Raw genomic sequence first — 14,523 nt, 5'->3', positions numbered from 1 at the left:
CTCTTTCCGCGAATAACGGGGATGCCTGCTAAAATATATGATTTGGTGCATAAAGATAGAAGGTTAATTCAACAATAAAATAAATGAAAGCATTCAAGGAGGAAATCTGACGTGCGAATTCTTTTCATTATCATACAAGCCTTGTTTATCCTTACCGGCTGCACTGCTGTACAGGACGGCCGCGGCCGCAATATTCAGAACGAATCAGCCGATCAGCGCGATGCAAAACCGATCCATGTGAAAAATACGGCTCCTGAGACAGCTGAAAATCCCGGCCGGACAGACATCGCTAAGCATCTCGTCGAGGTAACCGAAAAAATCCCCGGCATTTCAGATGCCACCGCGGTTGTACTCGGAAGATACTCCGTTGTCGGTATCGATGTGGATGACAATTTAGAAAGAAGCAAAGTGGAGAGCATTAAATACACGGTTGCCCAGGCGTTAAAAAACGATCCTTACGGCGCCAATGCCGTTGTCGTGGCTGATCCTGATACGGTTTCCCGTCTGAGAGGCATGGGCAGCGACATTAAGGCCGGCCGCCCCGTTTCAGGCATTTTGGACGAACTTGCCGCCATCGTCGGCCGTGTCATGCCGGAAGTCCCGAATGATGTGACCGACAATGAAAAAGAATCACCGACTCAATCGAATGATGATCAGCTGAACCAAAGAGACCAGAACAAGCTGCAGAACGAACAGAACGATCAATCGGATCATCATATGAAAAACCGCCGGTAAAAAGCAGCGCCCGCTCCAAAGGAAGGGCGCTGCTTTCTTTCCCTTTGGCAGGAGGGGCATCCATGTTATAATGCTTGTCATAGTGAAAGAGGTGAAAATCAATGAGAGTAAAATGTTCCATTTGCGACAAAATCGAACAAATTGATGATGAAACACTGACAGCCAAACGCCTCCGCAATCGTCCGATTCATACATATATGTGCCGGGAATGCCATGACCGAATCAAAGTCAAAACGGAGGCGCGGCTGAATACCGGACACTTTTCCTTTCATCCCGGACAAAAAGCGAAAAAAGATAAACTGAAAAAATAAACCGAATAAAAAATGACCCGCCGGAAGGCAAGGTCATTTTTTTATTGCGGTTTAGCTGACTGGCTTTTTTTGGACTGGTGCAGACGGATTTTGTAAACGATCAAAATCAAGGCGGCGACAACAAGCCCTTCTCCGACCGGCAGAAACACACCGAAAAAAGTCAGCACTGTGCAGCCGAGCACGAGAAAGAGATAAACTGCCGCAGCCTTCAACACCGGCAGCCGTTTGGCAAAGCCGAGTTTAAATACAATCACCGAAAGCACGACGATCGTTCCGTATAACAGCCACATTCCCGTCAGCGGATGCTCATCCACTTGGTAAAGAGCCGCAAAGAACGACAGCCGTTCACTTACTTCATTCAAAAGGATCCCCCTCCCCTTTTCCGTTCGGGTTCTACCTTTTCAAATTCTGCAAGTGATTAAGACATTCCTGCTGTTTTTTTCTTTTTCGCCGCTTTTTCACGTTCGTTTTTATTCAGGATTTTCTTTCTTAAACGGATGGATTCCGGCGTTACTTCACAGTATTCATCTTCGTTTAAGTACTCGAGTGATTCTTCAAGCGACATAATGCGCGCTTTCTTAATCGTAGTCGTTTGATCCTTCGTAGCGGAACGGACGTTTGTCTGCTGTTTCATTTTGCTGACATTGACGACAAGGTCATTGTCACGGTTATGTTCGCCGACAATCATGCCTTCATATACTTCTGTTCCGGGCTCCACGAAGATGACGCCGCGGTCTTCAATACCTTGAATTCCGTAAGATGTCGCTTTTCCGTTTTCCATGGAAACGAGCACACCCTGACGCCGGCCTCCGACTTGGCCTTTTTGCATCGGCTGATAGCTGTCAAACGTGTGGTTCAGGATACCGAAACCGCGTGTCAGTGACAGAAACTCAGTAGAATAGCCGATGAGTCCGCGTGAAGGTACGGTAAAGATCAGGCGGACCTGGCCGTTTCCGTTATTAATCATATCAAGCATTTCGCCTTTTCTCGCACCCATTGATTCCATAACAGAACCGGTATGCTCTTCAGGCACGTCAATCTGCACGCGCTCAACAGGCTCGCAGCTTACGCCGTCGATTTCCTTAATGATAACTTCAGGTTTAGACACTTGAAGCTCATAGCCTTCACGGCGCATGTTTTCAATTAAAATGGACAGGTGAAGCTCACCGCGTCCTGAAACAACCCATGCGTCCGGTGATGCAGTCGGTTCGACACGAAGACTGACGTCTGTTTGAAGCTGCGCGTTCAGACGCTCTTCAATTTTGCGGGCTGTGACATATTTGCCTTCACGGCCTGCAAACGGGCTGTTGTTTACGACAAATGTCATTTGGAGCGTAGGCTCATCAATGCGCAGAACCGGCAGCGGCTCATGGTGGTCAGCCGGACAAACCGTTTCACCGACGTTGATGTCTTCCATGCCCGAAACGGCAACGAGGTCTCCCGCTCTCGCTTCTTCAATTTCCACGCGTTTCAATCCTTGGAAACCGAAGATTTTCGTTACGCGGAATGATTTTACCGTTCCGTCAAGTTTCATCAATGAAACCTGCTGACCCACTTTCATCGTGCCGCGGAAAACGCGTCCGATACCGATACGGCCGACATAATCATTGTAATCAAGCAGCGCCACTTGGAATTGAAGAGGCTCTTCGGCGTTATCTACCGGGGCAGGGACATGTTCAAGAATCGTTTCATACAGCGATTCCATATTTTCGTCCTGCTTTTTCGGATCCAGACTTGCCGTTCCGTTAATCGCAGAAGCGTAGACGACAGGGAACTCAAGCTGTTGTTCGTTTGCGTCAAGCTCGATGAACAAATCAAGCACTTCATCAATGACTTCTTCCGGGCGGGCGAAATCACGGTCGATTTTGTTTACGACGACAACCGGATTTAAGTTCTGCTCAAGGGCTTTTTTCAGTACGAAACGGGTTTGCGGCATGCAGCCTTCATATGCGTCAACGACTAACAGAACGCCGTCAACCATTTTCATAATCCGTTCTACCTCTCCGCCGAAGTCGGCGTGTCCCGGAGTGTCCAAAATATTAATGCGTGTATCTTTATAGTTAATCGCAGTATTTTTCGCAAGAATTGTAATACCGCGTTCACGTTCAAGATCGTTTGAATCCATTGCGCGTTCGGCAATATTTTCGTTGGCACGGAATGTTCCGGCTTGGTGAAGCAATTGGTCTACCAAAGTCGTTTTCCCATGGTCAACGTGGGCAATAATCGCGATGTTGCGAAGATCGTTTCGAAGTTTCACATTTTCATCTCCTAAAAAAATTAGATAACTTTCATATTATACCACACATCCTCTTTAAAAGCGTTACGTTTTTCTGTAAACTGAAAGTATGACGTTAAAGGGGATGGAAATATGAAAAAATTGAATTGGCTCTTATTATTATTTGCATTCGCAGCAGTCTTCAGCATGATGCTGATCGGCGTATCAATCGCTGAGAAAAGCGCATGGGGCATCATCGGAAGCATTGTTCTCGTTATCGCCATGATGGGAAGCGGTTTCACTGTAAAGAAAAAAATGCGCGAACAGGGACTGCTTGATTAAAAGCATGACCCTTTGCAAAATTCCGTAAACATGGAAAGACAATATCTTATGAAGCCTGAATCAAAGATTCAGGCTTTTTTATATCCTCAAAACAGGCTCCAGATGTAAGGCTTATCTCCCCCGCCGCCTAGTCAGGAAGCCGGAAATGACAGCTCCCATTCTAGTTACATCAGCAGATTCCCTCAGAATATGCAGTCTGAAATAGTCCGGTATCGTTATGCAGAAAATACCATACCTCCTATTTCAATTCCATCATTGTCTTTTTATACTTGTGGCTGTAAGCAAATACACATGACAAGGAGAGAACGAAATGAAAACATCTTTTTTGAAGAAAACCGCTGTAACTGCCGCCGCAACCGCCTCAGCCGCCTTGCTTGCATTCAGTCCGCTTGATTCTGCCGGCGCAAAAACGATTCAGGCAAATGAACCGCATGTCCTGCAGGCTTCCGCAGAGAAAACACCGGAAGACGCGGCAAAACTCATTGACATCATCAGCCAATCGATTTACGAAAAAGACGGTGTCTATTATTTTGACGGCGAAAAAGCGGTTGAATTGGGATTAGATCAAGAACAAGCCCAGATCATTCAAAAGCTGTGGGACAGTTCAACCGAATTTTTAACCGTTCTTTCTCAATGTATTGAGAAAACGGACGGCGAATATACATTTAATAAAGAAAAAGCGGTGGAGCTCGGCTTTACGGAAAAAGAGGCCCTTATCGTTGATCAGCTGTTCACCGCTTTTTCCCAAAGTCTTCATATCCTTCAATCTGCGCTGATTGAAGAAGACGGTGTGTATACGTTTGATCAGGAACTTGCTGAAAAAGCAGGAGCAGGAAAAAAAGAAGCAAAGCTGTGTGCCGGATTCTTTAATTCACTGCCCCAGGAATTGCTTGAAGGCATTTATACAGCCTTTCATCCGGCTGAGTAAACGGATTAAAACGCCCGGTCATTCAGCCGGGCGTTTTTTTAAATCAGCAGTTTAAGGACCAGCATGATAAAGAAAACAGCGCCGAACAAACAGGCTGTTTTTATCAGCAGCTTCCCGTAATACCGTTCCTTAAACCGCCTTTCTTCTTCTGCATAACAGGCTGGCGCCTTCATCTCAGGGCTGCCGAGGTCAAACGGCTCCTTCATCATATGATATAAACTCCCGCACTTACCGCATGATTCAAGATGGCGGGAAATAAACCGCTCCGTTTCTGTTTCACAATCGCCTTCAATATATAAAGGGAGTAAATCTCTCACTAAACAGCAAGTCATATCTGTCCGTCCTTCCTTTTTTCCCCAAGTGCTGTTTCAGCTGCATTCTCGCCCTGTACAGGGTGCTCTTCACCTTCGAAAGACTCCAGTCCAAAACATCAGCAATCTCTTCGTAAGACAGCTCTTGAAATACCTGTCGAAATGCTGAATAAAATGACTGAAAATCTCTGACATCTGAAACAATCCTTTTCGTTTATTAAGGCCTCACCCGTTTAGACAAACGGCTATAAAAAAAGTTTTACAGATCGGAACATTTTTCCCCTATCATTTTTCCCGACTTCATTTGTCATTTTTTTCAGAATAAATCGCATCATTCGACTCATGTCTGATTCAACACGTGCCTCTCGGCTTATCCCCCGATGCTGGCCGCCGGAAGCCTTTCCGGGACGATTCTATCAATTCATCAGCGGAGTCTAGTTTTATATTGCAGAATGAGAGAATGCTGGTTTATTATAACAATATAAGTTTTCATTATTTTCAAAAAGGGGGATTTATTGTGGGTTTAGGTAAGAAATTGTCTGTTGCTGTCGCCGCTTCCTTTATGAGTTTAACTATCAGTCTTCCGGGTGTTCAGGCCGCTGAGAATCCTCAGCTTAAAGAAAACCTGACGAACTTTGTGCCGAAGCATTCTTTGGTGCAGTCTGAGTTGCCTTCAGTCAGTGACAAAGCAATCAAGCAATACTTGAAACAAAACGGCAAAGTCTTCAAAGGCAACCCTTCTGAGAGACTGAAGCTGATTGACCACACGACCGATGATCTCGGCTACAAGCACTTCCGTTATGTGCCTGTCGTTAACGGTGTGCCTGTGAAAGACTCGCAAGTCATTATTCACGTCGATAAATCCAACAATGTCTATGCGATTAACGGTGAATTAAACAACGATGCTTCTGCCAAAACGGCAAACAGCAAAAAATTATCTGCAAATCAGGCGCTGGATCATGCTTTTAAAGCAATCGGCAAATCACCTGAAGCCGTCTCTAACGGCAACGTTGCAAACAAAAACAAAGCCGAGCTGAAAGCAGCGGCCACAAAAGACGGTAAATACCGCCTCGCCTATGATGTAACCATCCGCTACATCGAACCGGAACCAGCTAACTGGGAAGTAACCGTTGATGCGGAGACAGGGAAAGTCCTGAAAAAGCAAAACAAAGTGGAGCATGCCGCTGCAACCGGAACAGGTACGACTCTTAAAGGAAAAACGGTCTCATTAAATATTTCTTCTGAAAGCGGCAAATATGTAATGCGCGATCTTTCTAAACCTACCGGAACGCAAATTATTACGTACGATCTGCAAAACCGACAGTATAACCTGCCGGGCACGCTCGTATCAAGCACTACCAACCAGTTCACAACTTCTTCTCAGCGCGCTGCCGTTGATGCGCATTACAATCTCGGCAAAGTGTACGATTATTTCTATCAGACGTTTAAACGCAACAGCTACGACAATAAAGGCGGCAAAATCGTATCTTCCGTTCATTACGGCAGCAAATACAATAACGCGGCCTGGATCGGCGACCAAATGATTTACGGGGACGGTGACGGCTCATTCTTCTCGCCTCTTTCCGGTTCAATGGACGTAACGGCCCATGAAATGACACACGGTGTTACACAGGAAACAGCCAACCTGAACTATGAAAATCAGCCGGGCGCTTTAAACGAATCCTTCTCTGATGTATTCGGATACTTCAACGATACTGAGGACTGGGATATCGGTGAAGATATTACGGTCAGCCAGCCGGCTCTCCGCAGTTTATCCACTCCGACAAAATACGGACAGCCCGACCATTACAAAAATTATCAAAACCTTCCGAACACTGATGCCGGCGACTACGGCGGCGTGCATACAAACAGCGGAATTCCGAACAAAGCCGCTTACAACACGATTACAAAAATCGGCGTGAAAAAAGCGGAGCAGATTTACTATCGCGCACTGACGGTTTATCTCACTCCGTCATCAAACTTTAAAGATGCAAAAGCAGCTTTGATTCAATCAGCGCGGGACCTTTACGGCTCTCAAGACGCTGCAAGCGTAGAAGCGGCCTGGAATGCGGTCGGCTTGTAAACAAGAAAAGAGACCGGAGAAATCCGGTCTCTTTTTTATATCTGAAACATTTCACAATGGCTTCACCATGATCATATATGTCTTTTCCCGATCGTCTTTTTCAAGCTTAAGCTGTTCAAAGCCGCATTGGCTTAAAAACAAAACCCATTCCTGCCTGTCCAGGGGAACGGCTGAAAACATCGCTTTATGCTCTCCTCTCAGCCGGCCCGCAATCTCTTCAATGACCGCGCGTCCGATTCCTTTCTCTTTTGCCTCCGGAGCGACGGCCACGGTTCCGAGCCACGGTTTTCCGTTTGAAGGCGCCCATTCCAAATGAAAACTGACGGCGGCAGGAGCGCCGTCAATCTCCCATACGAGCCACGTTCCATTGTACATGGAGTATGCAAGCATAAACTCCGCCGCATTTTTTGTTCCGAACTCTTCGTTTTTCCACACCGGGTGTGCAGCCGCCAGCTGCTCCAGAAACCCGAGATCTTCTTCTTCAAAATCTCTACCTGTCAGCATGTAAATAGTCGTCAAAGATAATTTTATGTATTGCCGGATTGCCCGCAAGCACGCTGTGGTTGTCTAAAAACGTAAACGGTTCGCCGTCTGTGGTCGTGTAAATGCCCCCGACTTCGTTCAGCAGCACGCAGCCGGCAGCGTAATCCCACGGCGCGAGCCTCATCGTAATGTATGCGTCAATGCGGCCGGCCGCAACACTGGCCAGCTCAAGTGCCGCCGAACCGTAGGAACGCGTTCCTCTGACCCGTTTTACGAGCGGCGCCAAAATACTCGGGTCAATCCTTCTGTTTTCCGTCACCCATGTGGCATTGATTGCAATAATGGCTTCTTCAATGGAAGCTTCTTTTAAAGGAGCAAGCGGCGTGTCGTTCAGATAAGCCCCTTTTCCGCTGAATGCGTGATACAGTTCGTCCTGCATCACATCATAAATTAAGCCGATTTTGCCTTTTCCGTCTTCAAAGATGCCGATGGAGATCGCGAAATGCCGCTTTTGATGGACAAAATTCATCGTTCCGTCAATCGGATCAATGATCCAGACGATTCCGTCAAGGGAGCGGAGCTTATCTCCCTGCCCTTCTTCTCCGAGAATCCGGTGTCCGGGAAAAGTTCCCTGTATACGGTCAATGAAAAAGCGTTCCGTCTCTTTATCAATATTTGTGACTAAATCATTCGGATTTGATTTTGTTTCAATCGTCAAGCTTTCCTGCATGGATTGTCTGATTCTCGTTCCGGCTTCTTTTACCCATTTTTTTGCGATATCATCAATTTCCGTCCAATTTGTCATACCGTGTACCTCTTTTCTATGTATAGCTTATTCTATAGCATACTGATAAAGGCGATGAAAAAGCAAGGAAAATGAAAAAAATGCCTTCTCACGTAAAAACGAACCATTTCCTGCGGTTCGTTTTTACTATTCTTTATCCGTTAAGCCGAATCCATTCTTTTCTGAGACGTTCCAGTTTTCTTTTGCTGAGATCGATTTGATCTTCATTCTCTTTTTGCATGGCCTCATACAGGGTTGCCAATTCATAATCAACCTCTAGTCTCCAGACAGCTACACGGTTATTTTTTTCCTCCCTGAATCCTTCCTTCACCACTTGCCTCATTGTCTTTCGCCCCTTCCAGAGATCATTTGTTAAAAAAGCATCCCATTTTTCCAATTTATTAATGATACTTCTTATATCGTATGGAAACTTATATTCGGCTGTAACAACATTCTTAAAATTGTGTGTTTACCTATTCGTTTTTTACCACCAATCCTCTCGGCTCAAACGTTCTCAATGTTTTTGCGGCCGGCGGCGGCTGTGGTAAAATATGAATACTTACGATAAGGAGGAAAAAGATGACTCAGATGCGTTTTACAAAAGAAGACTTCGATACATTTACAATAGAAGGTTTAGATCCGCGCATGGAGGTGTTAAAAGAACAAGTCCGTCCGAAGCTGACCTTGTTAGGAGAGCATTTCGCACCGACATTGTCAGCATTGACAGGCGATGAAATGTTCCCGCATGTCGCCAAGCACGCGAGAAGATCTGTCAACCCGCCGGCTGACAGCTGGGTTGCCTTTGCCAACAGCAAACGCGGGTATAAGAAACTCCCTCACTTTCAGATCGGTTTATGGGACACCCATATGTTTGTATGGTTTGCCATCATTTATGAATCTCCGATAAAAGAGGAATACGGCAGATTGCTGGAAGCGAAGCAGGAGGACATCACAAAACAGATTCCCGGTCATTTTGTATGGTCGCCGGATCATACGAAGCCAGGGGCGTACAAGCAGTCCGACATGGATCAGGAGCAGCTGAAAACATTATTTGAACGCCTGCAGACAGTGAAAAAAGCAGAGCTTTTGTGCGGCATTCAGCTGCAAAAAGAAGACGTGATCAACATGAACAACAATGAATTCCTGCAAACCATTGAAGATGCTTTTAGGAAGCTTTCCTTTTTATACACACTGACTCAGAAAGTCTCATAACATAAAAAGCGGGCCGATTGCCGGCTCGCTTTGTCTACATTTTGATAATCGCTTGATCTGATTGTTTCGCCTGTTTCACAGTCCGATACGGGGAATAGGTGCTGTCAGCTTCAAATTGGCTGCAGATTTTCTTTTCCTCCGCTTTCCCGGGAACGATTTCTTTAAAGCGGCGGTACGCATTCAGAAGTCTGTCTCGGTCAGCTCCTTTTTCATAGGCGTTTTCCACCTGCTGAAAAAAAGCAATGACATCCACGGCCTCCTCTGTCGTCCAGTCCTCATTCATCGGATATTGATATTCCAAATGTCTTCACTCCTTTATAATCATGCTCAAAATAAGCATCTTCCATAGATCATAAATTGTTCTTTACTTTCTTTCAAGTTCATAATATAATTCATTTGTTTTACGTTTAAAAAACGGGTAATAAAACTGAATGTAATACAAACTAATCCGTAGGTATTATGATAAAGGTGGGAAAACAATTGCCGCAACATGAAACACCCCTGTACAGCGGACTGAAAAAGCACGCGGACAGACAGCCTGTCCAATTCCACATTCCGGGCCATAAAAAAGGCGCGGGAATGGATCCGGAATTCAGACAATTTATCGGAGAAAACGCGTTAAGCATAGATTTAATTAATATCGAGCCCCTGGATGATTTACATGCGCCAAAGGGCATCATTAAAGAAGCCCAGGATCTGGCCGCTCGAGCATTCGGCGCAGACCATACCTTCTTTTCCGTACAAGGGACGAGCGGCGCCATTATGACGATGGTCATGGCCGTATGCGGACCCGGAGATAAAATCATCATCCCGAGAAACGTTCATAAATCCATTATGTCGGCCATTGTATTTTCCGGAGCGGTGCCGATTTTTATTCACCCGGAAATTGACGATGAGCTCGGAATTTCTCACGGCATTACGCTTGAGTCCGCCGAGCGGGCTTTGACGGAGCACCCTGACGCAAAAGGCCTGCTTGTCATAAATCCGACGTACTTCGGTGTGGCAGCTGACTTGAGCAGCATTGTAAAGCTCGCCCATTCTTTCGATGTGCCTGTGCTTGTCGATGAAGCGCACGGCGTGCATATTCATTTTCATGATAAGCTTCCTCTGTCCGCCATGCAGGCGGGCGCTGATATGGCAGCCACAAGCGTGCACAAATTGGGAGGCTCCCTGACGCAGAGCTCCATTTTAAATGTGAGAGAAGGTCTTGTTTCCAAAGAAAGAGTACAGTCGATTTTAAGCATGCTGACGACAACGTCAACATCCTATCTGCTTCTCGCTTCACTGGATGTCGCAAGAAAACGCCTCGCTACAGAAGGCCGCGACCTTCTTGAAGATACGATTCTGCTGGCGGATCAGACACGGAAACGCCTCAATCAAATTGAAGGCATCCGCTGTGTCGGCGAAGAAATCACAGGGTCTAAAGCTGCATTCAGTTATGATCCGACTAAATTAATCATTTCGGTCAAAAACCTCGGACTGACGGGTCATGACGTTGAAAAATGGCTCCGCGAATCATATAATATCGAAGTCGAGCTGTCCGATTTGTATAATATTTTATGTATTTTCACCCCCGGCGACAGAGCGGGAGATGCCGACCGTCTTGTAAGCGCGCTTACAGACATTTCAAAACAGGCTTCCGCCAATGACTATGCTCATCAGCAAACCGAAGTTCTGCTTCCTGAAATTCCTCTGTTAGCGATGACGCCAAGAGACGCGTTTTACGCAAATACGGAAGTCATTCCGTTAAAAGAATCCGCGGGACGGATCATCGCAGAGTTTGTCATGGTGTACCCGCCGGGAATTCCGATCTTTATTCCGGGTGAGATCATTACTGAAGAAAATATCAGCTACATTTTTAAAAACTTGGACGCCGGCCTTCCTGTGCAGGGTCCCGAAGATGCAACGCTTGAAATGATCAGAGTCATCAAAGAGCAAAAAGCCATCCAATAAACATAAAGAAGCCCGAAACGAAATCGTTTCGGGCCTTTTTACGCTTTTTACTCTTCTTCAAGATGACACTGGCATTGTCCGCAGCATGTTCCGTATAACGTCGTGACCTTCTCATCCTCAAAGTAATGAATCGCTTCGTTACAGTCTTGGCAAACAATTGTACCCATCTGTCATTCCCCATTTCTCAGAATTTGAAAACGCTTAATTTTCACTTGTTGTTATTATATTATTATGTCACATTTAATATGTCAACTGATAAATTGTATAACACATTTATTTTTTACGGTCTTTTTATAGCTCGAGGGTCAATCACAGTATATCCTTTATGACGCAATCCTTTTACAATGTCCGGCATGGCTTCCGCCGTCCATTTCCGGTCATGCATCAATATGTTGGCCCCGTCCCGCAGATAAGGACTGTTCAGTGTGATATCGGTAAGCGCTTTTTTGGATTGATATTTCTGATCCCAATCATACCCGAAGGTCCAGTTCATTTTCACCATACCTTCTTTTTTTATAAGTCTGTCACTGTAGTCCGTATTGCTTCCGAAAGGCGCCCTGAAAAATGCGGGTTTCTCTCCTATTACCTTTTCAACCGCTTTATTGACGCCAATGATTTCTTCCCGTTGTTTTTGTTCGGAAAGATCTTTTAAGTTTTGATGAGTCATTGTATGATTACCGATCATAAAACCTAACTCATGAATATGCTTAAGCGCTTTCTTATTTTCATCTTTTTTCAAAAAATGTCCGTTTACAAAAAAGATCGCTGACGCATTGAGATCGTGCAGTTTGTCCGCAATCTCAGCGGCATGCTGATCAGGCGCGTCATCGATCGTTACCAATGCGATCGGTTTTTTCTCTTTCTGTTCATCCATTTTTTCCACAGCAAAGCTTTTCGGATTGATATAGTAACGGGGCTCCGCCTTCTGTTTTTTCTGTTTTTCCTCTTTTGTATGGTGGTTTTCCCGTTTGGCATGATTGGCCGCGGCTTGAGAATGGGGTTTGTTTGTTTGCATCTTTTCATTTGATTGGCAGCCGGCGAGTAAGCACATACATATGACAGCTGCAGCGGCTTTATACATGACAATCCCTCCTGATATGGTTTTGCTCCCAGTATAACGAAAAAACAGCGCTCTCACGAAAAACAATGTGCCTTTTTTACACATCGGCTGCGCAAGTTGTCACACGTATTATTTCTTCATTAAAAACGGTTTCAATTATATAACAATTCAGTAACAAGCCTTAGGTTTTTCACCTCTCGTGATACACTTGATATAGTCCTTATAAATGGATGAACCCATATATTATATAAAACAGAGGAGTAAGATAGATGCGCTACCGTACGGTGATTCCCTTTTTTTTGATGCTGTTCGTTCTGTCAAGCTGTTCGGTTTCTACTGTCAGTCCATTCACAAAAAACCGGATCGACAGCATTCATCACACTCAAATCTTGTTTTTTTCCGATGAAAATCATATAGATAAAGAAGTGCCTTATTACGATGCGATCCTTGATTTAGAAAAGAAATATCCCCATCATGTCGATCAAATGAAGGTTTATGACAACAGAAAGGGATGGGAAGAGGAAATCAACACGTTCCCTGCGCTGATGGTGATCAATCATCGGCATGTGGTCATGAAGATTGAGGGATCCGTAAAGAAAAAAGAGGATATCATCAAACCTATGCAGCATGTGCTTGCACAATAAAAACAGCCCCCGCTTTTACAAACGGGGGCTGTTTCTTTGTTACATTATTATTTCACGATATGGATCGGGCTTCCGATTGCTACTTCGGCAGCTTCCATAGTGATTTCGCCCAATGTCGGGTGAGCGTGAATTGTCATTGCGATATCTTCAGCAGTCATTCCGCCTTCGATCGCCAGGCTCAATTCAGAAATCATGTCAGAAGCGCTTGCGCCGGCAATTTGCGCACCGATTACAAGACCGTCTTCTTTACGAGTGATCAGTTTCATGAAGCCGTCAGTTTCGTTAAGAGACAGCGCACGTCCGTTTGCTGCAAACGGGAACTTAGCTGCAACGACTTCAATGCCTTCTTCTTTCGCCTGTGCTTCAGTGTAACCGACAGAAGCCAGTTCAGGCTCAGAGAATACAACCGCCGGAATACCGAGGTAATCGATTTCAGCCGGCTCTCCTGAAATAGCTTCGGCAGCGATTTTACCTTCGTAAGACGCTTTGTGAGCCAACGGAGGTCCGTCAATGATGTCACCGATTGCGTAAATGTTCGGTACGTTTGTGCGGCACTGCTTGTCTGTTTTAATGACACCGCGGTCAGTCATTTCGATACCGACTTGCTCAAGGCCGAGCTCATCAGTGTTCGGACGGCGTCCGACAGTGATTAATACGTAATCAGCATCAACCGTTTTTTCTTCGCCTTTTACTTCGAATGTAACCGTTACGCCGTCAGGTCTTTCCTCAACGCCTTTAGCCATGGCGCTTGTATGGATTTCTACGTTGCCTTTTTTCTTCAGTCTGCGGGTAACAAGAGAACTCATTTGTTTTTCGAAGCCAGGAAGAATTTCATCTCCGCCTTCTAAAATAACCAATTCAGTTCCGAAGTTCGCATACGCTGTTCCAAGCTCAGTACCGATATATCCGCCGCCGATAACAACGAGCTTTTTCGGAATTTCTTTAAGCGCAAGTGCGCCTGTAGAGTTCAGAACGCGTTCGCTATATTTGAAGTTTGGCAATTCGATAGGGCGAGAACCGGTAGCAATGATTGCGTTTTTAAATGTGTATGTTTGCGCAGAGTTCTCATCCATTACGCGGACAGAGTTGCTGTCTACGAAATAAGCTTCCCCTTTTATAACGTCCACTTTATTTCCTTTTAAAAGACCTGCAACACCGCCGGTAAGCTTATTTACAACAGAAGCTTTCCATTCTTGGACTTTTGTAAAGTCAACCGTTACGTTCTCAGCAGTGATCCCCATGTCATCTGAATGTTTTGCATTCTCGTAACGATGGCCTGCATTGATGAGCGCTTTTGAAGGAATACAGCCGACGTTCAGACAAACGCCTCCAAGAGTTGCTTTTTCAACGACTGTTACTTTTTGTCCAAGCTGAGCAGCGCGGATGGCAGCTACATAGCCGCCGGGTCCCGCACCAATCACAAGAGTATCTGTTTCAATAGGGAAATCTCCTACTACCATAA

At 45.4% G+C, this 14,523-nt stretch carries 18 protein-coding genes and 1 pseudogene; 8 read left to right on the top strand and 11 right to left on the bottom strand.

The window, feature by feature from the left end; genetic code table 11:
- Positions 1-111 precede the first annotated feature (111 nt).
- Positions 112-735 (top strand): YhcN/YlaJ family sporulation lipoprotein, encoded by a 624-nt coding sequence (locus BR62_RS0115190; protein ID WP_012117484.1) that lies wholly within the window; start codon positions 112-114, stop codon positions 733-735.
- 101 nt (positions 736-836) lie between these two features.
- Positions 837-1,046: a YlaI family protein gene (locus BR62_RS0115185; protein WP_007409677.1), complete on the top strand. Its 210-nt coding sequence runs from the start codon at positions 837-839 to the stop codon at positions 1,044-1,046.
- Between the two features lie 41 nt (positions 1,047-1,087).
- Here BR62_RS0115185 and BR62_RS0115180 read toward each other — a convergent pair whose 3' ends face one another.
- A complete protein-coding gene (locus BR62_RS0115180) occupies positions 1,088-1,408 on the bottom strand; it encodes a YlaH-like family protein (protein ID WP_007611192.1) in 321 nt (106 codons plus the stop codon).
- A gap of 56 nt (positions 1,409-1,464) precedes the next feature.
- Entirely contained in the window at positions 1,465-3,303 is a 1,839-nt protein-coding gene (gene typA, locus BR62_RS0115175) for a translational GTPase TypA (RefSeq protein ID WP_007409675.1), read from the bottom strand.
- A gap of 111 nt (positions 3,304-3,414) precedes the next feature.
- Here typA and BR62_RS0115170 point away from each other — a divergent pair, with 111 nt between their 5' ends.
- Both BR62_RS0115170 and BR62_RS0115165 read left to right on the top strand, forming a co-directional pair.
- The gene (locus BR62_RS0115170) at positions 3,415-3,603 is read left to right on the top strand and encodes a YlaF family protein (protein WP_003154504.1); all 189 of its coding nucleotides are present in this window, start codon (positions 3,415-3,417) and stop codon (positions 3,601-3,603) included.
- A 310-nt stretch (positions 3,604-3,913) separates the two neighbouring features.
- On the top strand, positions 3,914-4,531 hold the full coding sequence (locus BR62_RS0115165) for a hypothetical protein (protein WP_020955772.1): 618 nt from the start codon (positions 3,914-3,916) through the stop codon (positions 4,529-4,531).
- Between the two features lie 38 nt (positions 4,532-4,569).
- On the opposite strand, the gene BR62_RS0115160 is transcribed toward BR62_RS0115165, so the two are convergent.
- Positions 4,570-4,863, bottom strand: a complete 294-nt coding sequence (locus BR62_RS0115160) for an anti-sigma factor family protein (protein WP_032871398.1) — start codon at positions 4,861-4,863, stop codon at positions 4,570-4,572.
- Positions 4,820-4,993 (bottom strand): annotated as a pseudogene (locus BR62_RS19335) (RNA polymerase sigma factor); the annotation flags it as partial. The pseudogene BR62_RS19335 and the gene BR62_RS0115160, both read right to left, overlap by 44 nt.
- A gap of 366 nt (positions 4,994-5,359) precedes the next feature.
- Between BR62_RS19335 and BR62_RS0115155 the strand changes: the two are divergent.
- Positions 5,360-6,925 carry a M4 family metallopeptidase gene (locus BR62_RS0115155; protein ID WP_007409672.1) on the top strand — a complete coding sequence of 522 codons (1,566 nt, stop codon included), beginning with the start codon at positions 5,360-5,362 and terminating at the stop codon, positions 6,923-6,925.
- 51 nt (positions 6,926-6,976) lie between these two features.
- Here BR62_RS0115155 and BR62_RS0115150 read toward each other — a convergent pair whose 3' ends face one another.
- The 3 genes from BR62_RS0115150 to BR62_RS0115140 form a co-directional block, all read right to left on the bottom strand.
- Positions 6,977-7,429: a GNAT family N-acetyltransferase gene (locus tag BR62_RS0115150; protein WP_012117478.1), complete on the bottom strand. Its 453-nt coding sequence runs from the start codon at positions 7,427-7,429 to the stop codon at positions 6,977-6,979.
- Positions 7,416-8,213: an inositol-1-monophosphatase gene (suhB, locus tag BR62_RS0115145; RefSeq protein WP_007611181.1), complete on the bottom strand. Its 798-nt coding sequence runs from the start codon at positions 8,211-8,213 to the stop codon at positions 7,416-7,418. Before suhB ends, BR62_RS0115150 begins: the two co-directional genes overlap by 14 nt.
- 133 nt (positions 8,214-8,346) lie before the next feature.
- Positions 8,347-8,535 carry a hypothetical protein gene (locus tag BR62_RS0115140; RefSeq protein ID WP_003154513.1) on the bottom strand — a complete coding sequence of 63 codons (189 nt, stop codon included), beginning with the start codon at positions 8,533-8,535 and terminating at the stop codon, positions 8,347-8,349.
- A gap of 236 nt (positions 8,536-8,771) precedes the next feature.
- On the opposite strand from BR62_RS0115140, the gene BR62_RS0115135 reads away from it, so the two are divergent.
- Complete coding sequence (locus BR62_RS0115135; protein WP_007409668.1) at positions 8,772-9,404, top strand: DUF1054 domain-containing protein; 633 nt, start codon at positions 8,772-8,774, stop codon at positions 9,402-9,404.
- A 34-nt stretch (positions 9,405-9,438) separates the two neighbouring features.
- Here BR62_RS0115135 and BR62_RS0115130 read toward each other — a convergent pair whose 3' ends face one another.
- Entirely contained in the window at positions 9,439-9,705 is a 267-nt protein-coding gene (locus tag BR62_RS0115130; protein ID WP_007409667.1) for a UPF0223 family protein, read from the bottom strand.
- Between the two features lie 179 nt (positions 9,706-9,884).
- On the opposite strand from BR62_RS0115130, the gene BR62_RS0115125 reads away from it, so the two are divergent.
- A complete protein-coding gene (locus BR62_RS0115125; protein ID WP_032871396.1) occupies positions 9,885-11,357 on the top strand; it encodes an aminotransferase class I/II-fold pyridoxal phosphate-dependent enzyme in 1,473 nt (490 codons plus the stop codon).
- Positions 11,358-11,404: 47 nt separating this feature from the next.
- Here the strand turns inward: BR62_RS0115125 and BR62_RS19325 are convergent, their stop codons facing one another.
- Positions 11,405-11,524: a GapA-binding peptide SR1P gene (locus BR62_RS19325; protein ID WP_003154518.1), complete on the bottom strand. Its 120-nt coding sequence runs from the start codon at positions 11,522-11,524 to the stop codon at positions 11,405-11,407.
- A 113-nt stretch (positions 11,525-11,637) separates the two neighbouring features.
- The gene (locus tag BR62_RS0115120) at positions 11,638-12,438 is read right to left on the bottom strand and encodes a polysaccharide deacetylase family protein (RefSeq protein ID WP_032868032.1); all 801 of its coding nucleotides are present in this window, start codon (positions 12,436-12,438) and stop codon (positions 11,638-11,640) included.
- A 248-nt stretch (positions 12,439-12,686) separates the two neighbouring features.
- Here BR62_RS0115120 and BR62_RS0115115 point away from each other — a divergent pair, with 248 nt between their 5' ends.
- Positions 12,687-13,061: a hypothetical protein gene (locus BR62_RS0115115; RefSeq protein WP_007409664.1), complete on the top strand. Its 375-nt coding sequence runs from the start codon at positions 12,687-12,689 to the stop codon at positions 13,059-13,061.
- 47 nt (positions 13,062-13,108) lie between these two features.
- On the opposite strand, the gene lpdA is transcribed toward BR62_RS0115115, so the two are convergent.
- On the bottom strand, positions 13,109-14,521 hold the full coding sequence (gene lpdA, locus BR62_RS0115110) for a dihydrolipoyl dehydrogenase (RefSeq protein WP_007409663.1): 1,413 nt from the start codon (positions 14,519-14,521) through the stop codon (positions 13,109-13,111).
- Positions 14,522-14,523 lie beyond the last annotated feature (2 nt).

This window comes from Bacillus sp. UNC69MF (assembly GCF_000746035.1).
Taxonomy (GTDB): Bacteria; Bacillota; Bacilli; order Bacillales; family Bacillaceae; genus Bacillus; species Bacillus velezensis.
The sequence above is the reverse complement of the archived record's forward strand: the minus strand, read 5'-3'. Positions and strand labels throughout refer to the sequence as shown.